Genomic DNA, 26,412 nt, shown 5'->3' with positions numbered 1-26,412 from the left:
GCGTCCATCGTAGCTAGAAGTGACCGCGCTCTGCGCGCTGGGTGCCGTCGACAAGCACGCGGACCGCCCCATCCCGCTGTGGGTACAGGATCGGCACGCCGGCCGGGCTGCGGTGGGGTCGTTTGCTGGGGCACCCGGGCTTGTCGACGATCACAGCATCCACCCCGGGAGGCGCTTCGAATTCGTCTGGTAGGTCCTGCACGTGAATGACGTTTCTTAAGGGGACGGTGTCGGCTTCGCGTTTCGGGATGAGGAGGATGAGGCCGAGCAGCAGCCAGTGTGCTTTCTTGATGTGGATGAGAAAGAGCAGCCATCCAGCGATGAGGAGGGCCCAGGTGGTGGGGATCGCGAGATCGGGGGCGCTCGAAAAGGTGTGGGCGACGGTGGCGATCCACCAGGCGAAGGGCTCGGCGAGTTTGAGTGCAGGCGGGAATAGGATTCCGATGAGGCCCAGAATCGTCACTGGGGCTACTGCGGGCGCTGCAGCGACGTTGGCAGGGACGCTGGCAGTGAGGACTTTCCCACTCATCGCAGCAACCAGTGGCATGGTCACGAGGTCCGCTGCGATGGCAACCGCGAGAGCTCTTTTCAGTAGATCGGGGCCAGGGAATCTTGCGATGGCACGGTAAATCAGTGGGGCGAGAGCGATGAGACCGGCCGTTGCTGCCACAGAGAGGGCGAAGCCGAAGGAGGTGGCTAGGTTGGAGTCATAAATGAGCAGGGCGATCACGGCGAGGCATAAGCCATGCGCAGGTTCGGCCTGAGCTGAGCCAAGGACCGCTAGCAATCCAACGATCCCCATGACGCTGGCGCGCAGCACAGAGGGTTCAAATCCCACGATTGCCACAAACACTCCTAGAGTGAACGCTGCCCCAGCGACCTGCGCGCGTGGCCCCAAAGTGCAGGCTTTGACCAGGAATACGGCGGTGACCGTCATGATCGTGATGTTTGCACCAGATACCGCCGATAGATGGGCGAGACCGGTATCGACATACATCTGTTTTTCGGTGTCGCTCTGCGCGCGGGTATCGCCCAGCACCATTCCAGGAACGAGGCCTTCAGTTTTAGGGCCCAGCCAGCGGGCGCAGGTTTCCAGAAACCGGTCCTTCAGATCGTTGGACCAGGCCGTGAACCCCTGGGGTTCCTCTACGATATGGGCCCTTGAGACTCGTACGTGATAGGAAGCGATTTCCGGGTCGTCGTGTTTCTGTTCCTCCCCCGTCACCAGGATCGTCGCCCCGCGAGGCGGAGGCTGTTGCTGGGTGAATGCACGTAGCGATGTGCCACCTACCTCGAGTTGCATCGACCAACCGCCTGTGCGGGTCTGTATCGGGGTAGACACCACTTTCGCCAAGAATTGAGCGGCTAGTTCTTTAGGCACGCTTTTCATCCGAAGCCATGCCAGGCACACTGCTGTGCCTGCCAGCGATGCTGCAGTGACGGCCTCACCAAGGAACCAAAACGCTGCCAGCGCCGTGACTGCAACTATCGCCATGCCCCATAGCGGCTGACGGGACATCAACGTAACGAGCACTGCCAGCCACGTCACTGTCGCTGCGGGAACTAGGCGAAGTTCCCTCACAAGCTGACCTCGGGCTCGATGGCAGCGAACTTGGCGGGACCAATACCTTTGACATCTTTGAGCTGCTCAACCGAGGTGAAACCACCAATCGAATCCCTATGCTTGATGATCGCCTCCGCCGTCTTCTGCCCCACCCCATCCAGTTGCTCTAGATCCGCAGCGGTGGCGGAATTGAGAGAGATCTTGCCCGGAGTCGCAGCCCCAACACCGGGAGGGGCAACCCCTGGGACGGGAACCACGATCTGTTTGCCATCGCTGAGCTTTTCGGCCAAGTTCAACGCCGACAAATCCGCTCCAGGTAATGGGCCCGCTTCCTGCACAGCGGCGTCGACTCGGGCGCCGGGAGTGAGCGTGACTAGTCCTGGACGAGTCACCTCTCCTACTACGCTCACCACCAGAAAATCTGGGGTAGGCGTGGTTGAGACGAGTTCCGCTGGGGCGAAGGTGGATGGCTGGGATGGGGCGTCGCGAAGCAACAGCCACCCGCACAGCGCAACCACGCACAGGGCGGCGACCCACAAGCCGTGGGTGGGGCTGATGCGCAGGCGAGGCTCGGGGTATTTGACGGCGAGCAGGTCTTCCTCGCCGGTGGGGCGGGCAAGGTCGGTGAGGCGTTGTGAGAGGTCCATGGCGCTAGAAGTTAGCGCGCTGGCCCCGATCGCACGTTAGCGAAAGTGCTATGCCTGTGGATGAGTGACCGTCTGTGGATAAACAACGGCGATCGCGAGGGCTCCCGGGCCAACATGGGTGCTGATGGCTTCGTCCAGATCGGTGAGGACATAGGAAGAATCCACGTGCAGCACGGCCTGCATCGTCTTGAGTAGCGTGTTCGCTGCCTCGCGGGCTTCGGTGTGCTGGATCGCAATGAAAACGGGCTGGCCAGAAGCCTTTTCCGCGATCATTTCCACCAGCTTGATAAAGGCCTTTGTTTGGGTGCGGGTCTTCGCGGCGAGCTCAACGCGCCCCTCGCGCAGCGTCATGATCGGACGCGTTGCGAGCGCAGAAGACATCAGTGCCGTGGTCGCCGAAAGACGACCTGACTTGCGCAAATCATCCACTCGGTGCAGGTACAGGTACAGCTCGGCGCGTTCCAAGGTGTCGATCGCGGCCTGGTAGCACGTCTCCAGATCCTCGCCCTGTTTGGCCAGTTTCGCCGCTGCCATCGCAGCAGCGCCAATTGCCATGCCTGCGGAATTCGTGTCCACCACATGCACGGTGCCGTCGAAAACGCCAGCAGCCGTCACTGCATTTGTCCAGGTGGAGGACAGTTCCTTCGACAGGTGCAGGGCCAGCACGCCGTCGTCGTTGCCACGCTCCAATTGACGGGCGTACGCCGCTGTCAGCTCAAGCGCCGTCAGCCCCGCGGTAGAGGTGGCTCCCCCACGACTCATCACGTGCAACGGCAGCACAGTGATTTCCAGATCCTCGGCCAAATCCTTAGGCAGGCCCGCCGACGAGTCAGTAACAACCCTCACCGGCATCGCTTACCCCACCTTTGGAGCAGACATGTTCCAGCCGTCCAGGTACCACTGCGCATCGCCCACATTTTCAGCCGTGAAACGTGCCTGCGGGATCACCGGATCCCCCTCGCCGTCAGCATCAGGGCTGCCGACGTAGTAACGCGGGCGGGCAGTCAGCTGCGCCCAACACGTGTTCTTGAGGCCGGAGAAAATCGGGTACTGATCTGTGCTGAGACCGAGCAACGCCGAGGTCAACGCGCCAATCGTGCCACCGTGGGCGACAACCAGGACAGTAGCGTCGTCCCACTGCGGGTAGGCGAGCATCAGCTCGTCGATAACCGCCCGTGCACGCGCCGCCACCTCAATGCGCGACTCCCCCTCCGGAGGTGCCCACGCAGCATCGTGGCGCCACAACGCGCGCGCACCTGGGTACTGCGCGTCGACTTCCTCGTGGTTCATGCCCTGCCACTGCCCAAGGTGGGTTTCACGCAAACGCTTATCGACGACCACGTCCGCACCAATCTTGGTCGCTACCGCCATCGCGGTGTCATGAGCACGCTTCAAATCGCTGGAAATGATCTTGGCGATGCCCTTGTCATGCAGATACTCAGCCGCGCTCTGCGCCTGCTCACGGCCCACATCAGACAGGTCCGTGTCCATCTGCCCCTGCATCCTACGGGTCGCGTTATAGAACGTCTCCCCGTGACGCATCAAAATGAGCTGACGAGTCACAGCTCATCCACATCAGGTTCTTGCTCAGCGAGCGGAATATCGTCAATGGACTGCGCATCGCGCTCATTGACTTCCATCTCCCACGCCTTTGGACGCTGCGGAGTCTCGATGCCCTCAATGTCGATCAGTGGGCAGTCGCGCCACAAGCGGTCGAGACCATAGAACTCGCGCTCCTGGGTGCGGAAAATGTGAACGACGAACTCGCCATAGTCCAGCAGCGCCCAACGCCCCTCGCGAGCACCCTCACGACGAATAGGCTCCATGTTGTTCTCGGTGAGCTTATCCTCGATCTCTTCCACGATCGCGCTCACCTGACGCTCGCTGCTTGCCGACGCGATAACGAAAACATCCGTAATGGTCAGGACGTCAGACACATCGATGACAGCGATTTCTTCCGCCAGCTTTTCATCGGCGGCCTTTGCAGCAATAGTCGCAAAGCGAATCGAATCTTGAGAAGCAGTCACGAAAATCCTTCAGGTAGTAGTTAAGTACCTAGTTTTCCACGCCATAGGGGGTTTGAGCCAGTCGAGGGCACAGCCATTCAAGATTCAGTCACCTGTTGGGTGCCCTGGTGTCAATCTTTGTGGTGGCAAAATTGCACCTTTGAACGCGTTTGGGGCGGACAACAGGGTGCAGATTCTAACGGCAGAGCAAATCTGCACCCTCCAACGCGTTTCGGGCGGGCAACAGGGTGCAGATTCTAACAGCGGAGCAAATCTGCACCCTCCAACGCAACAAACACGCACTCAAAATCGCCTAGCAGGGTGCAGATTCTCTCCAAGCAACCTACCGCCCTCTATCGATAGCCCTCTTCACTCTGCGGCGTAGTCGCTCTGGATTCCTTAGTTCGGGAGCAGTGACGGCGACTACCACCCATCCGAGTTCTTCGAGATGGTTTCTGATCTCTGCATCTCTATTCCGCTGTCGTCGATCTAGGTGGTGTTCGCCGTCGTAGTAGACAGCTACTTTGTGGTCTTTCCATGCCAGGTCGATGATGGTGAACGGGAATTCATCGCCTGGATTCCGAAAGATCGGGTGCTGCAACTCGGGGTTTGCAGCGAGATCAGAAATTAACAGGCGTAAGAGAGTTTCGCGTGGTGAGTCGCAAAGATCTGAACTTGATGTGCTGAGTGCGAGAAGTTGCTTGGCGCAGAAGCGGTGTTTTGCGGCCTGCTTTAATTCAGCCCAGGTAAGTTGTCGGTGGCGCCGCGCTGCATCAATGACTTGCACGGCTCGGACTTGCCAAGGCTCAAGACCTGGGATCGGTGGGACGTCCCACTCGACCTGGTGTTTTTTGAGCTGAATGAGGCAATCGATGACGCAGTCAGGTAGTGATGCGACGCGAAGGTCTCTGAAGCAAGGGTCGAGGCCAGCAATGCTCTGGCCTGAAAATCGTCCCCACTGCAGGTAAAGCTTTCTATTGAAAGACTTGGAACCGAGCACATGCCCGACAATCGGCAAGGTGTCCTGCCAGAAATGGATGTAGTGGTAGGTAAGCCCGACAAAGCCACCGAAGATTACGGAGGGCGACTTGGTCCAAATACATCTCGCCCACAACACCCCCGAAAGTGGGGATCCGGTGGGTATGTGTACGCCACGGTCGATGCGGGTAAATCCTGCCCGACCTCGAGAAACAGGGATTGGAATGGAGTCAAAAGTAAAAGTGTTCACACTTACTTAGACGGATGAAACCCCTCAAATGGTTTCATACAGGCCGGTTTTACTGATGAATTGCACGACTCCGTCGGGGACGAGGTACCAGACTGGGCGCCCCGAGGCGGCGCGCGCTCGGCAGTCTGTTGAGGAAATCGCCATGGCAGGAATCTCCAGCAAAGTGACCCGCCCCTTGTGAATTGCGGGGTCAATTGTGGAGGTCAGTTCGTAGCCTGGGCGGGTGACGCCAACAAAGTGGGCCAGCTCGAACATTTCCGGCCAGTCGCGCCAGGTGACAATTTGGGCCAGCGCGTCGGCGCCGGTGATGAAATACAGTTCAGCGTCTGGGTACTGCTTCCGCAGGTCGTTGAGGGTGTCGATCGTGTACGTAGGCCCTTCGCGCTCAATGTCGACGCGCGAGACGCGGAATGATGGGTTGGAGGCCGTCGCGATCACAGTCATGAGGTAGCGATCCTCCGCCGAAGACACTTTGCGGTCGGATTTTTGCCAAGGCTGCCCCGTCGGCACGTAAATAACCAGATCGAGGTTGTAACGGGACGCCACTTCCGACCCGGCCACGAGGTGTCCGTTGTGGATCGGATCGAAGGTCCCGCCCATGATGCCGATGCGTTGTGGCTGCGAAGCTCCAGTCATGGCTCTTCAGCCTACAACACGCTATCCGGCGGCGTGAATGAATTCTGCTACTCGACGCGCCACGTGGTCACGATCCCCTGGGAACGGCGTGTTGCCAATGAAGTACTGGTTATGGCCCCAAGGATTTTCCACGGTGCCGTTTGCCACCTTGGACGCGTTGAAGTCGCACCAGACGTCGCCCTGCACGCAGTATTCGATGCGCTGGTTATTGCTTGCGATTCGGGAGCCATTGCCTGGCGTCTTCGACAGGACGCCGTTGCCGGAAAGACCGGAACCAAAGCGGTGCGGGTCGCTCGCGGAGGTGTATGGAGAGCCGAGGTACACAGCACCGGCCAGGCGTCCCTCGCGGGCCAACTTGGTCTCCAGGTCGGTGATAACTGCGGCGCCCTGGGAGAAGCCGACGAGCAGGTACTTGGAGTTACAACCGGTGGCAGCGTCGTGTGCACGAACGGTTGCTTCAGCGCCAACGCGCCCCTGGGTAATGGACTGGATGAAGGTCGTTGCACGTGGCAGCGCCTTGCCAGTGAATTCGGACAGCGCCTCGGAGACGTTGGTTGGTTGGCGGAAGTCAGTCTCTGGGAAGTTTGCTGGGTAGGCGCGCTCATCAATGCCCACTACCTGCACGTTCGACATTACGGAGGTGCCGTGATCACGCTGATGAACGTTATCTACGTAGTGCAGGAAGGTGCGGATGGTCGATCCTTCGCGACCATTGGACACCCACGGGGACGCACCGTACTGGGTTGGTTGCCACTCGTAGCCACCATTTTGGCCGGAGCCACGAGCAGCCAGAACTACAACAGCCGGACATTGATCCTGTGCAACCGCAGCCGGTGTGACCGCCAATCCTGCTGCTGCCGTCACCAATGCACCGAATAATGCCGCAATCTTCTTCATGTCCGCTCCCACTCCAGTCGAATAACAGCGTCGATTGTGACACACCTTAAAAACGAATGAAACCCCAGCTGAAACGCATGTTCCCACTGGGGTTTGTGATGCAAATGAGTTTTAAGGACGGGTCTGTCCAGTCCCCTGCAGCACCCATTTGGTGGAGGTGAGCTCCGGCAACGCCATTGGGCCACGGGCGTGCAGCTTTTGCGTGGAGATACCGATTTCTGCACCCATGCCGTACTGCTCACCATCAGTGAATGCGGTGGACGCATTGATCATCACAGCAGCCGCATCAACCGTGTCCGCGAAGCGCTGCGCAGTGACAATGTTGCTGGTCACGATCGCTTCCGTATGCCCGGACGAGTAACGAGCAATGTGCTCGATTGCGCCGTCTACGCCGTCGACAAGCGCGACTGCGATGTCCATGCTGAGGTACTCGTCGGCGAAGTCGTCCTCGCCCGCCTCAACGTCAGCGCCGAGCTTTTCGACGTCACCATGAACCTTCACACCCGCGGCCTGCAGGGCCTTGATGTAGTGCTGCGGATCCGCGAGGGCGGAGTCCAGGAGGACGGTTTCCGCAGTGTTGCATACGCTCGGGCGGCGGGTCTTCGAGTTGAGGAGAATGTCCACCGCGATGGCTGGATCGGCGTCGCGGTCAATGTAGACATGGCAGTTGCCAGTGCCTGTTTCGATGGTTGGCACCGTCGCTCCCGTGACCACTGCGTTGATCAGTCCCGCGCCACCGCGCGGAATGACCACGTCCACCAGCCCGCGGGCGGTGATGAGGTCTTTGACGCTCTCGTGAGTTTCGCAAGGCAAAAGCTGCACAGCTTCAGCAGGAATGCCGTGCTCAACCAGCACTTCCTGCAAAATCTGTACCAGGGCCACGTTTGAATTGCGCGCTGACTTCGAGCCACGTAGCAGCGCCACATTGCCGGATTTCAGCGCGAGTCCGAAGGCATCTACCGTGACATTTGGGCGTGCTTCATACACCATGCCCATGACACCGAGAGGCACTCGAATTTGCTTCATCTGGATGCCGTTCGGCATCACCCCGCCACGAAGCACTTCCCCCACCGGGTCCTTCAGGCCTGCGACCTGGAACAATCCCCCCGCGATGCCGGCGATGCGCTGCTCGTCCAACGACAGGCGATCGATGATCGAATCGTCCATTCCGGCCTCGCGACCAGCAGCGATATCTTTCGCATTTGCTGCGATGATGTCTGCGCTGCGCTCGATGAGCCGGTGACCGGCCGCCACCAACACTTCGTCCTTCTGGCCTGTGGTCAGGCGAGCAATGATGCTCGTGATCGCTTTAGCCTTACGGGCTTTGGCCAGGACTTCTTCGCGTTCAGTGGTGTACGAGCCGGTATCAACAGTCATACCGACAAATTTTAGCCGACTGCGTTTGCGATCATGGTGCCAATGACAGCGCCAAGACCAAGAATGCCCGCGGTGAACGCAGCAGCGTAAGGCATCAGAGCAGGGTTAGAGAAACCTTCCTGGATCTTTGCGATGTCCAGCAGTGGAGCCTGGCCCTGGGTTGCCAGCGCAGCGCCCAAGCCAACCACGGAAGAGCCAACGAGAGCACCGATGGTGCCTGGGGCCATGGAGTTATCGGTCTGAGTGGTGGTGGTATCGGTAGTTGGAGCAGGCTCAGAGGACTGTGCGTAGGCAGGAGCAGCAGAAAGAGTCAGAGCAGTTGCAAGACCAGCAGCAACCAGGGACTTAGACAGAGACTTCATGAGGTTTCCTTTTCTAGACCAAACAGTATGTGGCTAATTAGCCTAGTCTCTCCGGGGACCTCACACACCCCCTAACTGAAAATTCCTCAGTCAGGCTCGGGAGGCGAAGTTGGACAAGTAATCGGCGTGTACCACTGGTCGCTGCATGCCCTCTGGCAGCTCGTGGGTGTGCTTGCCGAGCATAGTCAGCAGAGTCTTCGAGTCAAAGGCCACTTCGCCGCGCCCCACGATCTCCCCTGCCGGGCCGATGATGTCCACGATGTCACCTGCATGGAAATCACCCTCGATCTCGGTGATACCCACCGCGAGCAGCGAAGTACCGCCCGAGGTCACAGCTTTCACTGCGCCTGCATCGAGGCGCAGGGTACCTGCAGTATCGGCCGCATACAGCGCCCAAAACTTCCAAGCATTTAGCGCATTGGCCTTCGGGTGGAAAACCGTACCGACGTCTGCCCTATCAAGTGCAGGACCAATGTTGTCAGCGCTGGTCAAGAGCACAGGGATTCCGCCACGGGTAGCCAGGCCCGCGGCGGAAAGCTTCGTTGCCATGCCACCCGTACCAACGGAGCCGCCACCACCGGCGATAACTCCCTCCAAATCGCGACTGTCGCGCACCTCTGAGATGAAGCGGGCCGTGGGATCCGTAGGGTTCTTGTCATAGAGGCCATCGACGTCGCTAAGCAGCACCAATGCGTCGGCACTGATCAGGTTGGCGACGATGGCAGCGAGCCGGTCGTTGTCACCGAAACGCACCTCGGACGTGGCGACGGTGTCGTTTTCGTTGATGATCGGCACGGTGCGGAGCTGGCGAAGCCGGTCGATAGTGTTTTGCGCATTACGGGCGCGGTCGCGCTGCCCTGCGTCGCTCGCGGTCAGCAGAACCTGTCCCACTGCCCTGCCGTACCTGGCGAAACTGATACCCCACTGGTGAGCCAAATAAACCTGGCCAACGGCCGCAGCTGCTTGTTTGGTTGGAAGGTCGGTCGGACGATTCTTGAGGCCCAAAGGCGCCATGCCAGCAGCGATAGCGCCGGAGCTCACGACAGCGATGTCGGTGTTGCGGCTCATGCGTGCCTGCAGCGCGTCGACAATGCGGTCAATTTTCGCCACGTCAACGGTGTGGTCAGGCGCAGTGAGCGAAGAAGAACCAATCTTGACCACCACGCGGCGGGCCTTGGAGATCCGCTCGCGAAGTTCTGACTCGTGCCCGAACGCCGGACCGCTCGCCAGCGCATCTGGGAATTGCGCGGGTTTGGTCGAGTCGAGGTTATACGGCGTGTGTGGCAGAGAGTGCATGAGAGCTAATTCTAGCCCTGCCAGCGATCACGATCGGCCACTTCCCCCTCGCCATAGTCGAACTCGTCGATGAGGCCACGACGAGCCTGGGAAGCGCGCTTACGCTCTGCTGCAGAAACACGGTCGGTGCGCTCCAGGCGCACGTCGGTGCCTCGTCCGGTCATTGGGGTGTCGGTGCCGGCGGCGGTCATTGGCTCCCATTCGAAGCTCACACCACCGATGGTCACCTGCGCGCCCTCGACGGCGCCGGCCTTGTACAACGCATCCTCGACGCCCGCACGTGCCAGGCGGTCCGCGAGGTAGCCGATCGCCTCGTCGTTTTCGAAGTCGGTCTGCAGAATCCAGCGCTCTGGCTTTTCACCACGAACGATGAACGCGCCCTCAAATTCAGGGTCTTCCTCAACGACGAAGCCCTGCTTGTTGTCCACCGCGTCCACAGCCTTCGGACGGATAATCGTGCGGACCTCAGCCTTTGCCTTCGGATTCGCCTTGCGGTGCTGCTGCACGATCTCCAAGAGCTTGTACTTCAGTGGCTCGAGGCCCTGGTGCGCGACAGCCGAGATGATAAATACCGGCCAGCCGAACTTCTCCTCAATCTCAGCCTTGAGGAATTCAGCCAGCTCAAGCGCCTCCGGAACATCGGTCTTGTTCAGCACAACGATGCGCGGGCGATCCTTCAGATCACCCAGCCCGACGTCACCGGCCAGCGCAGACTCGTACTTCGCCAGCTCTTCTTCAAGCGCCTCGATGTCAGAGATTGGATCGCGACCTGGCTCCATCGTTGCGGTGTCGATGATGTGCGCAAGCACAGCAGTGCGCTCGATGTGGCGGAGGAAGTCCAAGCCCAGTCCCTTGCCTTCGCTTGCCCCCGGGATGAGGCCAGGAACGTCAGCGATGGTGAAGGTCTCGTGTCCAACCTCCACCACGCCAAGGTTCGGCTGCAGCGTAGTGAATGGGTAATCGCCGATCTTCGGCTTTGCGGCAGAAATGACCGAGATCAAGCTCGACTTGCCAGCAGATGGGAAGCCGAGGAGTCCGACGTCAGCCATGGATTTGAGCTCCAAGATGACGTCGTGCTGCTCGCCTGGTTCACCGTTGAGAGCGAAGCCCGGAGCCTTGCGGGAGCGGCTAGCCAGTGAAGCATTGCCGAGGCCACCGTGGCCACCTTCAGCTGCAATGTAGCGCATGCCGTGTGCAGTCAGGTCGGCCATGACCTCGCCCTTGTCATTCATCACGACGGTACCGGCTGGCACCTCCAGCACCAGGTCCTCACCACGAGCACCGTTGCGGTGATCACCAGCGCCATTGGCGCCTCGCTGCGCCTTGATGTGCGGGCGGTAGTGCAGGTCGAGCAGGGTGTGCACCTGTGGGCTGGCCTCAAGGATGATGTCGCCACCATGTCCGCCGTTACCGCCGTCAGGGCCACCCAGTGGCTTGAACTTCTCGCGGTGGATGGAAGCACACCCGTTTCCGCCGTCGCCAGCCTGAAGGTGCAAGACCACGCGGTCAACAAAACGGTTCATGGGTGTTCCTATCTATTGCATGCTTTTCGACGCCTACGGCTCCCATCCTAGGTGCCCTGGCGAGATTCGATTGAGTATAACGGTTTGGCCCTTGATCCGTCACTTCGCTGCTGCGTCGCGGTAGCTTCATAGGTATGAACAAGGCAACGGTGATTGCACTCGGCCTCCTAGGTGGTTGTGCAAGCGTCATCATATTGAGCCTCCTTTTCGTTGGCGGCCTACTTGCAGGTGGCAACTTTCTATGGGAAAAGACCCTCATCGAGGAGCCACTCACCGAAGCTGAGACTGCCACGATCCTGCACATCACGAACTCACTGAAAGACGTTGCTGGCGAAGACGCGACTGTGTCCGTGAAATCCCGCAACAAAAAGCACAGCAATCCAAAGCTCTCAATCGACGTCACCGCACGTGAGCCCGTAGATAAGGCTCGGGGGCGCGCAATCGTCACCGGCATCGACAAAGAACTGCGCGCATCCACGCCAAAGAAGTGGAAAATCGGTCACCAAGACTATTCGTTTAAGTCGTGGGGCGAGCGAAGCATCGACATCGTCTCGAATGGGCATCTAGGGAAAGACATCGAAGTGCTTCTCGACCTCGCCTTTGCTGCACCTCGTTCGGCCGACTGGATCCGGATCGAGGGTGATCGCAGCGAAGTCAAGTGGTACAAAATGAAAGACTCCTCCTGCACCAACTTTTTCAAGGACAGCAAAGCTGCTATCGAAAGCTCCAGCACGTTGCCTAATTCACCAACCCTGGAGTTACGACTGGTCGAGTGCGGAGGAGAGAAGTCAAAGGGCAACTTTCTGTGGTCAGTCACTGCAAAACCGGAGGAAGCCCCGCAAGCAATTTCATGGCTCCTAGAATTGCAGCCCAAGTTGGAAGGGCGTGGCATCACTGGTGCGAGAGTCTACGGCGATGGCGATCTTGTACTGCTGCCGGAGAACTACCGAAAGAAGGACGAGCCGCATCCAAAGCCTCAAGACTTTAAGGATGTGTGGCCACACGGCAAGATTACTATTGCCGATAACAACATGATTGAACGGTAGGACCTTCGAAACGACAAAGACCCCGCCTAAGCGGGGTCCTTGTTTTTGTAAAGCTCTTACGCCTCTACAGCCTCAGCTGGGACGATGTTCACCATGCGACGGTTGCGCTTGGTGGAGAACTGGACAGCGCCAGCCTTGAGAGCGAACAGGGAGTCGTCGCCACCACGGCCAACGTTCTCGCCTGGGTGGAACTTGGTTCCGCGCTGACGGATGAGGATCTCGCCGGCCTTGACCTGCTGACCACCGAAGCGCTTAACGCCAAGGCGCTTTGCCTCGGAATCACGACCGTTAGAGGTCGAGGATGCACCCTTCTTATGTGCCATTTGGTTTTCCCTCCTTCAGGAAATCTACAAAGCCTGCCGGCTTACTTGATGCCGGTTACCTTGACAACGGTCAGTGGCTGACGGTGGCCCTGACGCTTCTTGTAACCAGTCTTGTTCTTGTACTTCAGAATCTTGATCTTCGGGCCCTTGGTGTGCTCGACGATCTCAGCGTTAACGCTGACCTTCGAAAGCTTTTCAGCATCGGTGGTTACAGTTGCGCCATCGACGAGCAGAACCGGGGTGAGAGCCACGGACGAACCTGGCTCACCCTCGATCTTCTCGACCTTGACGAGGTCACCTTCGGCAACCTTGTACTGCTTTCCGCCGGTCTTGACGATCGCATACATAGGAGGGCTACCCCTTTATCTAGAACTCGGCTCGGACGCGCGGATGCGCACCCGAATGGACAAATGATTTTTTGCGTTTACCTTGCTGTAAACAGCGACTGTCAAAGACTACCCGGTAAACGCCTAAAAATACAAACCGCGTGCTCGCTACCTACTTGTGCGGCGAACTACCCGACGACGCCCGCGAGACGGCTGTGACCCCTGTGAAGGCTGAGACTTCACAGGCTTATCGACGACCGCAGCCGGATTATCGGTAGCCGCGAGGCGCTTCACTACCCGGCGACGTCCCTTGCGAGGCGCCGGAATAACCGTGACGTCTTCCTTTGGTAGCTCTTCTTCCTTTGGCTCTACCTTCGGTTCGAAATCAGCCTTGCGTGGAGGCACGTCCGACTTCGAGTTTCCGCGCGTGGCGCGTCGACGGCGTGGCGAGTTGTTGTACTCCTCCAATGCCTGTTCGTAGGATGCACCCGATGGTTCTTCTGGATCTGCTTCATCAGCTGTTGCTACAGCTTCTGCAGCAATCTTTTCGATCTCAGACACCTTGTTTTCGGAGGACTTGCTATCGGAACCCCGACGGCCACGGCGACGCCTCGAAGGACGCTTTTCTTCCTTAACCTCTGGTTCCACCACGACGACAGCAGCGGCGAGCTCTTCAATGCTTGGCTCCTCCGCTTCCTCTTCGCGGTGCATCGCCTTGATGGCAGGGTGTTCCTTTGGCTCGCGCTTCTTTTCGGCAGCCTTAGCGGCTTTCTTGCCGTAGATAGGGCGATCATCGTCCTGGTCGATTGGATCGGTGTGCAGGATTATTCCGCGCCCCTGGCAGCATTCACACTCGGATGAGAAGGTCTCGAGCAGGCCAGTTCCGAGCTTCTTGCGGGTGACCTGCACCAGACCAAGCGAAGTGACCTCGGAAACCTGGTGCCGGGTACGGTCACGACCGAGGGCCTCGGTGAGGCGGCGCAGCACCAGGTCCTGATTTTCTGGGAGGACCATGTCGATGAAGTCGATGACGATCATGCCGCCCATGTCACGCAGGCGCATCTGGCGCACGATTTCTTCGGCAGCTTCCAAGTTGTTCTTGGTGACGGTCTCTTCCAGGTTGCCACCGGAACCGGTGAACTTGCCGGTGTTGACGTCGATAACGGTCATCGCCTCGGTGCGGTCAATGACGAGGGTGCCACCGGAAGGCAGCCACACCTTGCGAGCGAGGGCCTTGTGGAGCTGCTCGTCAATGCGGTAAGTCTCGAAGGCGTCCGCGCCACCGTGGTCGTAGGACTCGTACTTTTCCAGGCGATCGTAAAGATCAGGCGCCACCGACTTCACGTATGCGGACACGGTGTTCCACGGGCGATCGCCGTCAACAATGAGCTTGTCAAAGTCCTCATTGAACAGGTCACGGACAACCTTGACCAGCATGTCTGGCTCTTCGTACATGGTGACAGGCTTCGCACCCTTGGAGGACTTTTCCTTCGCGGTGCGATCCTGGATCTGCTCCCACAGGGTGTGCAGACGGTTGACGTCGGCTCCGATTTCACGCTCGTGCACGCCTTCGGCAGCGGTACGAATGATGGCCCCGCCATCACCTGGGACTACTTCCTTCAGGATTTCCTTCAAGCGACGACGCTCTGGCTCTGGCAGTTTCCGGGAAATGCCGGCCGAGCGTCCGCCTGGGACGTACACCAAGAAGCGACCCGCAAGGGAAATCTGCGTCGTTAAGCGTGCGCCCTTGTGCCCCACCGGATCCTTGGTGACCTGCACGAGCACCTGATCGCCCGACTTGAGTGCCTGCTCAATCTTGCGGGAACGGCCGCCGAGGCCAGCGCTGCGCCAGTCGACTTCGCCGGCGTAGAGCACGCCGTTGCGGCCCTTTCCGATGTCGATGAATGCGGCTTCCATGGATGGCAGCACGTTCTGGACGCGGCCGAGGTAGATGTTGCCCACCATGGTGGACTGGGTATCGGAGGTGACGAAGTGCTCGACAAGCATGGAGTCTTCGAGAACGCCAACCTGGGTCACACGACCAAGTCCGTCCTCGCGCTCACGCTCGCGAACAACCATCACGCGCTCAACGGACTCGCGGCGAGCAAGGAACTCAGCTTCGGAAACGATGTGGCGCTTCTTGCGGCCCTCTTCGCGCAGCTCAGAACGACGGCGACGCTGAGCCTCCAGGCGAGTGGAGCCCTTGATGCCCACTGGCTCGTCGGTGACTTCTTCCTCAACCACCGGCTCTTCAACAGCCTTGCCACGGCCCTTGCCACGACGACCGCGGCGCTTCGGGGCAGCAGTTTCCTCTTCATCAGCAGGCTCTTCGACCACAACTGGCTCCGGCGCCTTGAAAATAGGCGGGATGAAAATATTCTCCGGAGCTGGGGTGATGGCAGGCTCGATGTCCTCCAGCAGCTCCTCTTCCGGAGCTGGAGTCAAGTCAATTGCGCTGAGCTCGCGCTCAACCTTTTCCTCGATCTGATGGATCTCATTGGCCACATTAGCCTCGACGCGCTTGCGCAGCGCCTCGTCGACCTCTGGGGTTTCGTCCGTTCCGGCCAGTGCATCCAACAGGCGCTCAGCTTCGTCCTTGCTTAGCGTAGACTGCGCGACCTTCTTCAGACCCATCTCTTTCAGCTGGTCAATCAGCTCTTTCGAGCTCAGCCCGATAGCCTTCGCCAGCAGGTGGACACGCGTCTTCTCCCCTAGCTGACTTCTATCAAATTCTGCTACGCCGTTTGCCACGGTCCACTCCTATGTTCATTTATGTGCGCTTGTCCCGGGCGCATATAAAGCCGCCGCACAGGTCGCGCACTATTGGATTTTTTCAAGTCTTCTCCGTCCGCCCGTCGTTCAGCGATCCTCATTAAGGAGCGAACAACAGCGTTCGTGCACTCCATTGTGTCACAACCGCGCCCGCCCATGCAGATACAGCGTGGCTATGATGGGAAACATGTGGAAACTTGTGGCAATTGGCACATCTGCTATGCTCACCGCCGCCCTCGCAACCGGGCTTTACGACGACCAACCCTGGTTCTGGGCCATCGTGTTCCTTTTCATGATCGCGAGCTTCGCCACACTAGGACTGAAGAAACGCCCACTTGACGTAATTGATGTCTACCGAGTTCATCCACCAGCGCCATATTTTGTCGCCTATCCACTTTCCGCAATGTTTTCCGCGCTGGGAGCCTTCGCGCTGCTGCATCTAATTTCGGATCGCGTTCTCACTTTCGTGTTGTTCACGATCCTCATGGCCTACTCTCTCTTTACTGCGACGAACCAACAGGAACGCATCTCTCGCTGGCAGACTCGCGAGGCCCGCGCACAGCTAGCCGCCAAGCTTCGCGAACCAGAGGTTGCCGAAGTAGCGGCCCAGCACGAAGCACTGATGAAGAAACTCCTGAACCTGGGAGCGATCGACGGCACCCGAGTCCGAATCGACTACTTGGCTAAGCAGCTGGATGTACCGGAAATCGAGGTACTCCAATCCAGCGTGGCACTCGCGAAGGTCGGTTTGGCGGATCTTTCGGAAGTGGGTGGCACGTACGTGGAGCTCGTTTCTAGGGATTAGCCGTTACAACGGGATCACTTCTGCGGGAATCCCAGGCCACTCCTAATGAATACCACCGATAACCAGCAAACCCCGCACAAACGGAGGGACTAGCCCGGAAACCGGAGTTTAAGAACCCGAGTTTAGGGATGAAATCCCTCCGGCCGAGGGCAAAACAACCGCATCCCCTCCGAAACTCAGGTTCCTAAACTCAGCAAAAGACACAAACCCTCCGGCCGACAACACACATCCCGGAAAACCCGATAAGCACAAGCAAAAAGCCCGCCTCCCACAACAAGGAGACGGGCCTGGAACCTAAGAGCTTAGAGGTTTGGGAACCAGATGCCGATTTCGCGCTCTGCGGACTCTGGGGAGTCGGAGCCGTGGACGACGTTCTCGCCAACGGTCAGTGCGAAGTCGCCGCGGATGGTGCCAGGGGTTGCCTTGGACACTGGGTCGGTGCCACCGGCCAGCTGACGCCAAGCTTCGATGGCGCGTGGGCCCTCAACGATGCCAGCAACCAGTGGTGCGGAGGTGATGAACTCAACCAGCTCGCCGAAGAATGGCTTGTCGGCGTGCTCAGCGTAGTGCTTCTCAGCGGTTTCCTTGTCTGCGATGCGCAGGTCCATGGCGACGAGCTTGAGGCCCTTGCGCTCGATGCGGGTGATGATTTCGCCAACGTGGCCGTTTGCAACACCGTCTGGCTTGATGAGGATCAGAGTACGTTCAGTCATGGCAGTTACTTTACCTTCTCTACTAGTTCCACTGCAGTCTTAAGGTCGCAATAGCGGTACCACAGGCGCACCTGCTTCATCGCGGCATAGCCCTTATCCTGCGCTTTCAGATCGCGGATAATCTTGACTTGTTCTGGTGTGAGGGTGATAGGCTCACGCTCCAACCGCAGACGGTTATTACGCTTGACCATGCCCGAAATAAGGCTGGAGCCTGCAGCGATGATGAACACGATCGCCAGCCACATTCCCATTCCTGCAGCGCGCACATAGATGGCAAGCAAGGCAAAGATCGCAGCTGCGAAGAAGTCGAGATTACGCATGAACATGAAAACGTAGCTCCTAGGTGTGCTGAGTAGTGAGCAGACCACGTCGCATACGCTCGATTAGGTTCTTGCGCAGCACGAGGATGTATGCCCATACTCCCACGAAAACCAGACCCATGATGCCCATGGACGGATGCACGAAGAATCCAGCTACGGCCAGCACCTGCAGCCCGAGGTTTACCGGCAGCGCAAAGGGAAGCCGCTGCATGAAAGCCCAGACGAACATGGCAACGCCCACAAAAGTCACGTAACCCCAGTTCAGTGGCGTCCAGTGCTCGCCACCATCAACGCGAAGGATGACGGTGAGCACCAGCAAGATAGAAATTGCTTCCATCACTAAAGTGCCCGCCATGACGCCACGAAGGCCTTTCATGGGGTCTTTCGCCGGGGCGTGACCGGGGCCAAGAGGACCGTATTCAGGCTTACTCATGCAGGTTCCTTTCCAAACAGTGCGCGAGCCTCGCCCGCAGTCACAACAGAGCCAGTGATGATGATGCCAGATCCTGGGTTCTCATCGGCCAGTTCGATGGCGGCGTCGACGGCGTCGACAAGGCGCTCCTCGACGCGCACCCGCTCGTCGCCGTAAATGTCGCGGGCGAGCTCGGCGAGTTCGTAGGCGTCCATTACGCGTGGCGAGGTGTTTTGGGTGATGATCACTTCGCTGAGGAATGGCTCGAGTGCAAGCAAGACGCCGCGGACGTCCTTGTCAGCGAGGACGGAGATGACGCCGATGATGCGGCTGAAGTTGAAGTCTCGGTCCAATGCCTTGCCGAGGGCAGCTGCTCCGTGCGGGTTGTGAGCTGCATCGATGAAGACAGTAGGGGTGCCACGCACGCGCTCGAGGCGGCCTGGGGATTCCACCTGGGCAAAGCCCTCGCGGACGGTGTCGAGGTCCAGCTGTCGTCCCGGGCCCGCGCCGAAGAATGCTTCGACGGCAGCGAGCGCGACAGCAGCATTGCGCGCCTGGTGCTCACCAGACAGTGGCAGGAAAATGTCCTCGTACACACCGCCCAGCCCCTTGAGGGTGACTTGCTGGCCACCGACAGCGATCGTGCTGGACACTGCGCCGAATTCAGACCCAACGCGCGCAACCGCAGCGTCCACAGAGACGGCTTTTTCCAGCAGGACCGTCATTGCGTCCGGCTCCTGTTCGGCGATGACCACGACGTTGTCCGGTGGTGCGAGCAGGTCATCTTTGTCCCAGCGGGACTTGATGATGCCGGCCTTCTCCCCTGCGATCTGTGCAATCGTGTCTCCGAGGATTCCGGTGTGGTCGAGGCCGATTGGGGTGATGACGTTGACGTCCGCGTTGATGACGTTGGTGGCATCCCAGCGACCACCCAGGCCAACCTCCACGACGGCGACATCAACCGGTGCGTCTGCGAAGGCTGCGTAGGCCATGGCGACGAGCACTTCGAATTTGCTCATCGGCACTTCGGAGCGGGCATCGACCATCTCAACGTAAGGCTTGATTTCTTCCCAGGTGCGCACGTAGTCGCGAGGGTGGATCGGGAGGCCGTCGATGGCGATGCGCTCGGTGACGAGCTGCAGGTGCGGGCTCGTGGTGCGACCGGTGCGGCGGTGGAACGCGCGCAGCAGCGATTCGATCATGCGGACGGTCGAGGTCTTGCCGTTGGTTCCGGCCACGTGGATCGCGGGGAAGGAACGCTCTGGATTACCGAGCAGATCCATGAGCAGTTCGATGCGCTCCAACGTCGGGTCGATTTGAGTCTCGGACCAGCGCTGATCCAGTTCTGCTTCTACCCGCGCGAGCTCTGCCAAGTCCTCGGCAGTGATTTCTCGTGACTCGGGTTCGTTGGCGGGACCTGCCGCGTCGATGGGCAGCATCAGCCCTGATTCTCCCAGGGAAACCTCGTGTTCAGCCATGCGGATTAGTGTAGCGCACGCACGTCGACGGCCACTTCAAAGCTTTCTGCCGGAATACCAATCTTGATGGAGGCGATCCCGTTGGAATCCATGCTGATGCTTTCCACGACCTCGGGCCACGGATAGCCGTCCGGCCAGCGTTGGACTGGCACCTGCGCGAGTTCTTCTTGGGAATGGTGCCTGAGGGCCGGATCAAACGGGACGAGGAGCTCAGCCAGGATGCTGAAGTCGCCGGGGCTAGTGGCGGAGAATTCGACGTAGCGGAACCAGCCAATGTTGTGCGCTGCCCAGTATCGGCGCTGCACTTCGTGCTGTTCTGCCAGGCCCGGCTCGAGGACAGTATCGAGGCTGACCTCTGCGCCATGGTTGCGTTCGCGGAACACTCCGATGCCTCGGGAGACTTTGTCGCGGAGTTTGAAGTCTGATTCGGGGTCGGCAAAGATCGCCAGTCCCACCGCGGTGGATGCGGTTGGCAGTGGAGAGCGGTGGACGCGGTGGCCGTATCGTTCGCGCAGCAACCGCGGAATCAGCGGGAGGGAGCTCGCGCCGCCGACCAGGTAAATGCCCGCAATGTCGGTGTCGGTGAGGCTTTCCGAATCACCGATGAGTGGCTGAAGCACCTCATAGGTCTGCTCCACCAACGGTGTGGCTGCCTCGTAGAACTCTTCGGCCGGAACAACAACAGCGTCATCGCCTGCGTCCAAGTACATCCGCTTGGTTTGGGGCTTGAGCTGCTCCTTGGCCAGTCGGGCTTCCTCAAGAAGGTCGGCGTCCTTACCCAACTTCTTGCGGGCAAGGTCTGCGAGCAGTTCATCGAAGTCGTCGCCACCAAGACGAGAGATACCAACGGTCTTCTCCACCACGTGTTCATGGTCCTCGATACGCAGCAAGGTGCAGTCGAAGGTGCCTCCGCCGAGGTCATAGACGATGACGGCGCGGCGCTTCGCGTTGAGCGTCCGCGCGTGGCGGTGGGTGTATTCAAAGGCCGCGGCGGATGGCTCGTTCACCATGCCGGTGACCGTAGCCCCTGCCTTGGTGAAAGCGGCCAGCGTCATGAGGCGCTGCGCCGAGTGCGCGTTGGCGGGCACTCCCAACACAACATCAATGTGTTCGCTTTGGCAGTGTTCCTGCAGTTTACGCACTACTTCCTGGGCGAACGCGTCGAGGATTTCTTCCAGCGTTCGTTCGCTGTCCCCGATGCGCACCTTCATGCTGGGGTGCGCCTGCGGGTCGGAGAGGAATCGCTTAAACGAGCGCAGCTTATGTGGCCGCTCCTCTGCCTCCCAGCCCGCAACGAGCTTTTCGCCATCGAGCGCCACCACGGTCGGAATGTATTCCCGCATGTCACCGTATGTGTCAGCAACCGCGACCACGGGGTAATTCCCGCGGTCAACGGCTGCGATGACGGTTCTTGTGGTGCCGAAGTCGATGCCGAAGTGCATGACTGTAGACCCTAGCCGAGCTCCTTCAGGCGCGCAGTGATGCGCTCGAACTCTTCCTTGGCCAGCGCCTGACGCGCGCGGATCTTCTCCACCACAGCCTCCGGAGCCTTCGCCAAGAATGCCTCGTTACCCAGCTTCTTCGCCGTCGTATCGAGCTCCTTCTCCGCCACCTTCAGGTCCTTCTCCAGGCGCTTGCGCTCGGCCTCAACGTCCACACTTCCGGAGGTATCGAGCTCGACCTCTACAGTGCCCTGAGCCAGGCGCACCTCGATGCTTGCGGTGGCTGCGAACTCCTCCGCTGGCTTCTCGACGCGTGCCAGGCCACGAATCGTCTCCTCGAGGCCTTCCAGGTCCACCTTTTCAAAGTCAAGACGAGCAGGAACCCACTGGGATGGCTTCACTCCCTGGTCGGAGCGGAAGCGACGGATCTCGGTGATGAGCTTTTGGGCATCGTCGATGCGACGAGCTGCGGTTTCATCGACTGGGAGGCCGCCGTTGGTCATCTCGGCCGTTGGCCACTGGGCGATGACGAGCGATTCGCCGTCGGTAAGCGCCTGCCAGAGGACCTCGGTAACGAATGGCATCGCTGGGTGCAGCAGACGCAGCACCACGTCCAGGACGCGGCCGAGAACGATCTGAGTATTCTCGTTCATCTGAGTCTTGGCGATCTCCAGGTACCAGTCGCAGAACTCGTCCCAGACGAAGTGGAAGAGGGCTTCGTTAGCCTTGGAGAACTGGTAACGATCCAGGTAATCGTCGACTTCCGCGCGGACTGTCTCGAGGCGGTCGAGGATCCACTTGTCAGCATCCGTCAGCTCATCGCGGGCTGGGAGGTCGCCGACCTTTGCGCCGTTCATCAGGGCGAACTTCGTTGCGTTGAAGAGCTTCGTAGCGAAGTTGCGGGAGCTCTGTGCGGCGTCTTCGCCCACCGGCAGGTCAACGCCAGGGTTGGCGCCACGAGCCAGGGTGAAGCGCAGGGCGTCGGCACCGTACTTCTCCACCCAATCCATTGGGTCAATGCCATTGCCCAGGGACTTACTCATCTTGCGGCCCTGCTCGTCGCGGACGAGGCCGTGAAGGAAGATGTCGGTGAACGGGATCTTCGGCAGGTCGGAGTTCTTGCCTGCGAAGGTGCCGAACATCATCATGCGGGCAACCCAGAAGAACAGAATGTCGTAGGCGGTGACCAGCACGGACGTTGGGTAGAACTTCTCCAGCTCTGGGGAGCCCTCTGGCCAGTCCATCGTGGAGAACGGCCACAGTGCGGAGGAGAACCAGGTGTCGAGGACGTCTTCGTCCTGGACGTAACCCTCAGGTGCAGTCTCGCCAGGTCCGACGCAGACGACTTCGCCCTCTGGTCCGTACCAGATCGGGATGCGGTGGCCCCACCACAGCTGGCGCGAGATGGTCCAGTCGTGCATGTCATCGACCCAGTCGAAGTAACGAGGCTCGAGATTCGTTGGGTGGATCTTGGTGTCGCCATTACGCACGGCGTCGCCGGCCATCTTGGCCAGCTCCTCTACCTTTACGAACCACTGCAGGGACAGGCGTGGCTCGATTGGCTCGCCGGAGCGCTCGGAGTGGCCGACGGAGTGCAGGTATGGGCGCACTTCCTTCACGATTCTGTTTTGTGCGGCCAAGGCTTCGCGGATCTTCACGCGGGCCTCGAAGCGGTCCATGCCATCGAACTGGGTGCCGGTGTCGGAGATGTGGCCGGTGGCGTCCATGATGGTTGGCATGTCCAGGTCATGGCGCTGGCCAAGGGCGTAGTCGTTAGGGTCGTGAGCTGGGGTAATCTTTACGGCGCCGGTGCCGAACTCTGGGTCGACGTAGGTATCGGCAACCACGATCATCTCGCGGCCTTCGATGAATGGGTGTGGAAGCTTTTTGCCGACGAGGTCCTTGTAACGCTCATCATCTGGGTGGACAGCGACAGCAACGTCGCCAAGCATCGTCTCGACACGGGTGGTGGCGACAATAACGTGGTCGCCGTCTGGATCGCCGTAGAGGATAGAGACGAGCTCGCCTTCGACGTCCTTGTACACGACCTCAATGTCGGAGACAGCGGTCTCGAGCACTGGGGACCAGTTGACCAGGCGATTCGCGCGGTAAATCATGCCCTGGTCGTACAGCTGCTTAAAGATGGTCTGAACAGCGTTGGACAAGCCCTCATCCAGCGTAAAGCGCTCGCGGGACCAGTCGACGCCGGAACCGATGGCGCGCATCTGGTTGGTAATGCGTCCGCCGTATTCGCGCTTCCACTCCCAAACCTTCTCGATGAACTCCTCGCGCTCATAATCCCAGCGCTTCTTGCCCTCGGTCTCACGCAGCATCGCCTCGACCTTGGTCTGCGTCGCAATGCCGGCGTGGTCCATGCCCGGCAGCCACAGGACCTCGAAGCCCTGCATGCGCTTGCGACGGGTGATGGCGTCGATGAGCGTGTTGTTCAGCGCGTGGCCCATGTGGAGCTGGCCCGTCACGTTCGGCGGCGGCAACATAACGGAGAATGGCTGTTTGTCACTGCTTGGATCAGCAGTGAAGTAGCCCTTTTCTACCCAACCCTCGTACAGGCCCTTTTCGACGGCCTTCGGGTCCCAGCTCTTTGGAAGTTTGTCCGCGCGATTAGTCATGGAGACTATCTTAACGCGGTCTACATCTGCACCAGTGGCGGGGTTCTACACCGGAATTCCTTGACCCTCACACTGTGTCATGGTTTACAACTGGGGCATGAAGATTTCTGATGTTGCGAAGGCATGCGGTTGCTCGGTGCGCACTATTCACAACTACCATGCACTTGGGGTGCTCCCAGAGCCTCGTCGCACGTCTGCGAACTATCGGGAGTATTCGGTGAATAACCTGGCGCACGCCTTCCAAATCAGAACCTTGAGCCAGGCAGGGGTCCCACTGAAAAAGATCGGTACAGCGCCACTTTCTGAGCTCGTTACCGAAGCCCAGGCGAATCTGGATGCTCAAGAACAGGCTATTGCGGAGCAACGCCGTCGCTTAGAGCTGTTGGCTCTAGGCGAAGTAGGCGCGCCGCGGGCAGTCACGCAACTGCTCGTTGATGTCATCGGGAATTCAGATTTTGCCAAGCATGAGATTGCCATGCTTGATCTCATGGTCATTGCAGGGGTGACTACTCCCCGCACGTGGGAGCTATTGTCACGAAACCTCAAGTCAGCCAGCCACATAGCTGCAACGCGAAAACTCGCAGCGCTTTGGAGCTGCTCAGAGCCGACCACTGAGGTACTGCAAGAGTTCCGGGAAGCTGTTCCGCAGGCCTACACTCAAGGAATCGAAGAAACCCTCCGCCCTGGTTCTCTGCCATTCCAGCTCTCAGACCTAGACCTTTCTCCTACTCAGCGAAAGCTACTTGAGGCTGCGCTGCCATGAAATGGTTCGGGCTCGTTGTCCTTGTCCTCCTCGTAGTTCAAATTACTCAGGCCGCCCGCCACGGCATCAAATCCGTTCTTCCGGTCCGGGTGTTTCTTCAGGAACTGCAACTTTGGCGCGACTTCTGGTACTTGGTCCGTCGCAAGCAGTTCTTTCCCACCGATGCCCAACCCATCATGCACACCAAAGGGATGTGGACACTCCCCATCGCCATCGGTTGCGCGTCGATCATTGAGCTCATCGCCATTGAACTGTTGTTGGATTCCCTAGCTTTGCGACTCAGTCTCGCTGCGTTAAGTGGCTATGGAATCTTCATGCTCATTGCGTATTGTGGCCGACAGTACGTCTATCCGAGTTTCCTCGATGGTTCGACGCTGGTACTTAAGGTGAAGGGAGCACAAGTCGCAGTCGTCCCTCGAGATGCCATCTCTTGCTTTCGACACGGCCGAACCTTTGCCACGGATCAGCACTGCATTGCGGATGATGGCCTTATTCTCGGGGGTGCGGAAGGGACCAATATCGAAGTACTGTTGAACCGCCCCGTACTGGTGGAATCACCACGGTGGTGGTGGCAGCAAAAACAGGAAGTAGCTGTGTCCCGCATCGACTTGTGGGCGGATGAACCAGACAATGCTTTTGTGAGTGACTAACAATCATTTCAGAACTACCGGTGAGCCGTTGATAGCGATTTGTTTACGGGTACAAACCCCTACGCCTACCCATCACAGACACCCCGGTAATCAGTTATTGAACGCGTAGCGATTCGTTTCATCCGACAACCCGCTATCAACCCCACCCTGGTAACGCAAAACGCCCCGCACAAAAGCGGGGCGCTTCACTAAGAGAGACTAGCCGAGCAGGTCCTTGACGGCTTCGCGCTCGTCGAAAAGCTCCTTGACGTTGGCGTCGATCATCTCGCGCTGGAAGTCGGAAAGCTCGAGGCCCTCGACGACCTTCCACTCGCCACCCTCAGCGTAGGTTGGCATACCAACGATGACCCCTTCTGGGATGCCGTATGCACCGGTGGATGGGATTGCAGCGGAGACCCAAGAGGTGGTGCCGTTGATCCAGTCGTGCATGTGGTCGACAGCTGCGGAAGCTGCGGAGGCTGCGGACGAGTGGCCGCGGACCTCGATGATTTCAGCGCCACGCTTTGCGACGCGTGGGATGAACTCACCCTTGTACCAGTCAGCATCCACGAGCTCGGACACTGGCTTGCCCTCGCAGGTTGCGTAGGTGATGTCTGGGAACTGGGTTGCGGAGTGGTTGCCCCAGATGACCATCTTCTCGAAGTCAGTGGAGTCCTTGTCCAGCTTGGTGGCCAGCTGGGACAGGGCGCGGTTGTGGTCCAGACGCATGAGAGCGGAGAAGCGAGATGCCGGTACGTCTGGAGCTGCGTTCATGGCGATCATGGCGTTGGTGTTGGCTGGGTTGCCCACGACGACGACGCGGATGTCATCAGCAGCGCCCTCGTTGATGGCCTTGCCCTGTGGTCCGAAGATCTTGCCGTTGGCAGCGAGCAGGTCAGAGCGTTCCTCGCCCTTGCCGCGTGGCTTTGCACCAACCAGGAAGGCAGCGGAAGCGCCGTCGAAAGCCTCGTTAGCATTTGCGGTGATGCGGATGTTCTTCAGCAGTGGGAATGCAGAGTCCAGGAGCTCCATTGCGACGCCTTCGGTGGCGCGCAGGGCTGACTCGATCTCGAGAAGGTTGAGCTCAACTGGGACATCCTTGCCGTAGACGTCGCCGTTGGCGATGCGCCAGAGGAGGGAGTAGGCGATGTTACCGGCAGCGCCGGTGACGGTGATCTTCTTTGCGGCGGTCATATGTTGGTCCTTTCAAACCGGAT

Annotated in this window: 25 protein-coding genes and 1 pseudogene; 4 read left to right on the top strand and 22 right to left on the bottom strand. The window is 59.2% G+C overall.

Annotation, left to right across the window (positions count from 1 at the left end):
* Positions 1–13: 13 nt before the first annotated feature.
* The 12 genes from WG939_RS08945 to obgE form a co-directional block, all read right to left on the bottom strand.
* Entirely contained in the window at positions 14–1,582 is a 1,569-nt protein-coding gene (locus tag WG939_RS08945) for a ComEC/Rec2 family competence protein (RefSeq protein ID WP_339984883.1), read from the bottom strand.
* The gene (locus WG939_RS08940) at positions 1,579–2,211 is read right to left on the bottom strand and encodes a ComEA family DNA-binding protein (RefSeq protein ID WP_339984881.1); all 633 of its coding nucleotides are present in this window, start codon (positions 2,209–2,211) and stop codon (positions 1,579–1,581) included. The genes WG939_RS08945 and WG939_RS08940 overlap by 4 nt, the downstream gene beginning before the upstream one ends.
* A gap of 48 nt (positions 2,212–2,259) precedes the next feature.
* On the bottom strand, positions 2,260–3,063 hold the full coding sequence (locus WG939_RS08935) for a DegV family protein (RefSeq protein ID WP_339984879.1): 804 nt from the start codon (positions 3,061–3,063) through the stop codon (positions 2,260–2,262).
* 3 nt (positions 3,064–3,066) lie between these two features.
* Entirely contained in the window at positions 3,067–3,774 is a 708-nt protein-coding gene (locus tag WG939_RS08930; protein WP_339984877.1) for a histidine phosphatase family protein, read from the bottom strand.
* On the bottom strand, positions 3,771–4,238 hold the full coding sequence (gene rsfS, locus WG939_RS08925) for a ribosome silencing factor (RefSeq protein ID WP_339984875.1): 468 nt from the start codon (positions 4,236–4,238) through the stop codon (positions 3,771–3,773). The genes WG939_RS08930 and rsfS overlap by 4 nt, the downstream gene beginning before the upstream one ends.
* A gap of 322 nt (positions 4,239–4,560) precedes the next feature.
* On the bottom strand, positions 4,561–5,445 hold the full coding sequence (locus WG939_RS08920) for an endonuclease domain-containing protein (RefSeq protein WP_339984873.1): 885 nt from the start codon (positions 5,443–5,445) through the stop codon (positions 4,561–4,563).
* Between the two features lie 24 nt (positions 5,446–5,469).
* Positions 5,470–6,081 carry a nicotinate-nucleotide adenylyltransferase gene (gene nadD / locus WG939_RS08915; protein WP_339984871.1) on the bottom strand — a complete coding sequence of 204 codons (612 nt, stop codon included), beginning with the start codon at positions 6,079–6,081 and terminating at the stop codon, positions 5,470–5,472.
* 21 nt (positions 6,082–6,102) lie between these two features.
* Positions 6,103–6,978 (bottom strand): hypothetical protein, encoded by an 876-nt coding sequence (locus tag WG939_RS08910; RefSeq protein ID WP_339984869.1) that lies wholly within the window; start codon positions 6,976–6,978, stop codon positions 6,103–6,105.
* A 111-nt stretch (positions 6,979–7,089) separates the two neighbouring features.
* Positions 7,090–8,355 (bottom strand): glutamate-5-semialdehyde dehydrogenase, encoded by a 1,266-nt coding sequence (locus WG939_RS08905; protein WP_339984867.1) that lies wholly within the window; start codon positions 8,353–8,355, stop codon positions 7,090–7,092.
* 11 nt (positions 8,356–8,366) lie between these two features.
* Positions 8,367–8,717, bottom strand: a complete 351-nt coding sequence (locus tag WG939_RS08900) for a hypothetical protein (protein WP_339984865.1) — start codon at positions 8,715–8,717, stop codon at positions 8,367–8,369.
* Positions 8,718–8,807: 90 nt separating this feature from the next.
* The gene (gene proB, locus WG939_RS08895) at positions 8,808–10,013 is read right to left on the bottom strand and encodes a glutamate 5-kinase (RefSeq protein ID WP_339984863.1); all 1,206 of its coding nucleotides are present in this window, start codon (positions 10,011–10,013) and stop codon (positions 8,808–8,810) included.
* Positions 10,014–10,024: 11 nt separating this feature from the next.
* A complete protein-coding gene (gene obgE, locus WG939_RS08890; RefSeq protein ID WP_339984861.1) occupies positions 10,025–11,536 on the bottom strand; it encodes a GTPase ObgE in 1,512 nt (503 codons plus the stop codon).
* A gap of 134 nt (positions 11,537–11,670) precedes the next feature.
* On the opposite strand from obgE, the gene WG939_RS08885 reads away from it, so the two are divergent.
* A complete protein-coding gene (locus WG939_RS08885) occupies positions 11,671–12,582 on the top strand; it encodes a hypothetical protein (protein WP_339984859.1) in 912 nt (303 codons plus the stop codon).
* Positions 12,583–12,638: 56 nt separating this feature from the next.
* On the opposite strand, the gene rpmA is transcribed toward WG939_RS08885, so the two are convergent.
* The 3 genes and pseudogenes from rpmA to WG939_RS08870 all read right to left on the bottom strand — a co-directional run.
* Positions 12,639–12,905, bottom strand: a complete 267-nt coding sequence (gene rpmA / locus WG939_RS08880) for a 50S ribosomal protein L27 (protein WP_339564908.1) — start codon at positions 12,903–12,905, stop codon at positions 12,639–12,641.
* Between the two features lie 41 nt (positions 12,906–12,946).
* The gene (gene rplU / locus WG939_RS08875; RefSeq protein ID WP_047240748.1) at positions 12,947–13,252 is read right to left on the bottom strand and encodes a 50S ribosomal protein L21; all 306 of its coding nucleotides are present in this window, start codon (positions 13,250–13,252) and stop codon (positions 12,947–12,949) included.
* A gap of 159 nt (positions 13,253–13,411) precedes the next feature.
* Positions 13,412–15,982, bottom strand: a pseudogene (locus tag WG939_RS08870) (translation initiation factor IF-2 N-terminal domain-containing protein); the annotation flags it as partial.
* Between the two features lie 208 nt (positions 15,983–16,190).
* Here WG939_RS08870 and WG939_RS08865 point away from each other — a divergent pair.
* Positions 16,191–16,808: a hypothetical protein gene (locus WG939_RS08865; protein ID WP_339984850.1), complete on the top strand. Its 618-nt coding sequence runs from the start codon at positions 16,191–16,193 to the stop codon at positions 16,806–16,808.
* 302 nt (positions 16,809–17,110) lie between these two features.
* On the opposite strand, the gene ndk is transcribed toward WG939_RS08865, so the two are convergent.
* From ndk to WG939_RS08835, 6 genes are read right to left on the bottom strand one after another with little or no spacing between them, the layout of a single operon-like run.
* A complete protein-coding gene (gene ndk / locus WG939_RS08860) occupies positions 17,111–17,521 on the bottom strand; it encodes a nucleoside-diphosphate kinase (protein ID WP_339984848.1) in 411 nt (136 codons plus the stop codon).
* Positions 17,522–17,526: 5 nt separating this feature from the next.
* Positions 17,527–17,847 carry a hypothetical protein gene (locus tag WG939_RS08855; RefSeq protein ID WP_339984846.1) on the bottom strand — a complete coding sequence of 107 codons (321 nt, stop codon included), beginning with the start codon at positions 17,845–17,847 and terminating at the stop codon, positions 17,527–17,529.
* Positions 17,848–17,860: 13 nt separating this feature from the next.
* Entirely contained in the window at positions 17,861–18,274 is a 414-nt protein-coding gene (locus WG939_RS08850) for a DUF4233 domain-containing protein (protein WP_339984844.1), read from the bottom strand.
* Complete coding sequence (gene folC, locus WG939_RS08845; protein WP_339984842.1) at positions 18,271–19,731, bottom strand: bifunctional tetrahydrofolate synthase/dihydrofolate synthase; 1,461 nt, start codon at positions 19,729–19,731, stop codon at positions 18,271–18,273. Before folC ends, WG939_RS08850 begins: the two co-directional genes overlap by 4 nt.
* A 5-nt stretch (positions 19,732–19,736) precedes the next feature.
* Positions 19,737–21,173, bottom strand: a complete 1,437-nt coding sequence (locus WG939_RS08840) for an Hsp70 family protein (RefSeq protein ID WP_339984839.1) — start codon at positions 21,171–21,173, stop codon at positions 19,737–19,739.
* A gap of 11 nt (positions 21,174–21,184) precedes the next feature.
* Positions 21,185–23,803 (bottom strand): valine--tRNA ligase, encoded by a 2,619-nt coding sequence (locus tag WG939_RS08835; RefSeq protein ID WP_339984837.1) that lies wholly within the window; start codon positions 23,801–23,803, stop codon positions 21,185–21,187.
* 97 nt (positions 23,804–23,900) lie between these two features.
* Here WG939_RS08835 and WG939_RS08830 point away from each other — a divergent pair, with 97 nt between their 5' ends.
* On the top strand, positions 23,901–24,566 hold the full coding sequence (locus tag WG939_RS08830) for a MerR family transcriptional regulator (RefSeq protein ID WP_339984835.1): 666 nt from the start codon (positions 23,901–23,903) through the stop codon (positions 24,564–24,566).
* Complete coding sequence (locus WG939_RS08825) at positions 24,563–25,216, top strand: hypothetical protein (RefSeq protein ID WP_339984832.1); 654 nt, start codon at positions 24,563–24,565, stop codon at positions 25,214–25,216. The genes WG939_RS08830 and WG939_RS08825 overlap by 4 nt, the downstream gene beginning before the upstream one ends.
* Before the next feature lie 198 nt (positions 25,217–25,414).
* Here WG939_RS08825 and WG939_RS08820 read toward each other — a convergent pair whose 3' ends face one another.
* Complete coding sequence (locus tag WG939_RS08820) at positions 25,415–26,389, bottom strand: malate dehydrogenase (RefSeq protein WP_339984830.1); 975 nt, start codon at positions 26,387–26,389, stop codon at positions 25,415–25,417.
* Positions 26,390–26,412: the final 23 nt, after the last annotated feature.

It is taken from the genome of Corynebacterium sp. H130 (assembly GCF_037572395.1).
Classification (GTDB): Bacteria; Actinomycetota; Actinomycetes; order Mycobacteriales; family Mycobacteriaceae; genus Corynebacterium.
The sequence above is the reverse complement of the archived record's forward strand: the minus strand, read 5'-3'. Positions and strand labels throughout refer to the sequence as shown.

Excerpts from the sequence above, each read along its gene's own strand:
- WG939_RS08940 (WP_339984881.1), bottom strand. The coding sequence starts at position 2,211 with ATGGACCTCTCACAACGCCTCACCGACCTTGCCCGCCCCACCGGCGAG.
- WG939_RS08935 (WP_339984879.1), bottom strand. The coding sequence starts at position 3,063 with ATGCCGGTGAGGGTTGTTACTGACTCGTCGGCGGGCCTGCCTAAGGAT.
- nadD (WP_339984871.1), bottom strand. The coding sequence starts at position 6,081 with ATGACTGGAGCTTCGCAGCCACAACGCATCGGCATCATGGGCGGGACC.
- WG939_RS08910 (WP_339984869.1), bottom strand. The coding sequence starts at position 6,978 with ATGAAGAAGATTGCGGCATTATTCGGTGCATTGGTGACGGCAGCAGCA.
- WG939_RS08905 (WP_339984867.1), bottom strand. The coding sequence starts at position 8,355 with ATGACTGTTGATACCGGCTCGTACACCACTGAACGCGAAGAAGTCCTG.
- WG939_RS08900 (WP_339984865.1), bottom strand. The coding sequence starts at position 8,717 with ATGAAGTCTCTGTCTAAGTCCCTGGTTGCTGCTGGTCTTGCAACTGCT.
- proB (WP_339984863.1), bottom strand. The coding sequence starts at position 10,013 with ATGCACTCTCTGCCACACACGCCGTATAACCTCGACTCGACCAAACCC.
- obgE (WP_339984861.1), bottom strand. The coding sequence starts at position 11,536 with ATGAACCGTTTTGTTGACCGCGTGGTCTTGCACCTTCAGGCTGGCGAC.
- WG939_RS08885 (WP_339984859.1), top strand. The coding sequence starts at position 11,671 with ATGAACAAGGCAACGGTGATTGCACTCGGCCTCCTAGGTGGTTGTGCA.
- rpmA (WP_339564908.1), bottom strand. The coding sequence starts at position 12,905 with ATGGCACATAAGAAGGGTGCATCCTCGACCTCTAACGGTCGTGATTCC.
- rplU (WP_047240748.1), bottom strand. The coding sequence starts at position 13,252 with ATGTATGCGATCGTCAAGACCGGCGGAAAGCAGTACAAGGTTGCCGAA.
- WG939_RS08865 (WP_339984850.1), top strand. The coding sequence starts at position 16,191 with ATGTGGAAACTTGTGGCAATTGGCACATCTGCTATGCTCACCGCCGCC.
- ndk (WP_339984848.1), bottom strand. The coding sequence starts at position 17,521 with ATGACTGAACGTACTCTGATCCTCATCAAGCCAGACGGTGTTGCAAAC.
- WG939_RS08855 (WP_339984846.1), bottom strand. The coding sequence starts at position 17,847 with ATGTTCATGCGTAATCTCGACTTCTTCGCAGCTGCGATCTTTGCCTTG.
- WG939_RS08850 (WP_339984844.1), bottom strand. The coding sequence starts at position 18,274 with ATGAGTAAGCCTGAATACGGTCCTCTTGGCCCCGGTCACGCCCCGGCG.
- folC (WP_339984842.1), bottom strand. The coding sequence starts at position 19,731 with ATGGCTGAACACGAGGTTTCCCTGGGAGAATCAGGGCTGATGCTGCCC.
- WG939_RS08840 (WP_339984839.1), bottom strand. The coding sequence starts at position 21,173 with ATGCACTTCGGCATCGACTTCGGCACCACAAGAACCGTCATCGCAGCC.
- WG939_RS08835 (WP_339984837.1), bottom strand. The coding sequence starts at position 23,803 with ATGACTAATCGCGCGGACAAACTTCCAAAGAGCTGGGACCCGAAGGCC.
- WG939_RS08830 (WP_339984835.1), top strand. The coding sequence starts at position 23,901 with ATGAAGATTTCTGATGTTGCGAAGGCATGCGGTTGCTCGGTGCGCACT.
- WG939_RS08825 (WP_339984832.1), top strand. The coding sequence starts at position 24,563 with ATGAAATGGTTCGGGCTCGTTGTCCTTGTCCTCCTCGTAGTTCAAATT.
- WG939_RS08820 (WP_339984830.1), bottom strand. The coding sequence starts at position 26,389 with ATGACCGCCGCAAAGAAGATCACCGTCACCGGCGCTGCCGGTAACATC.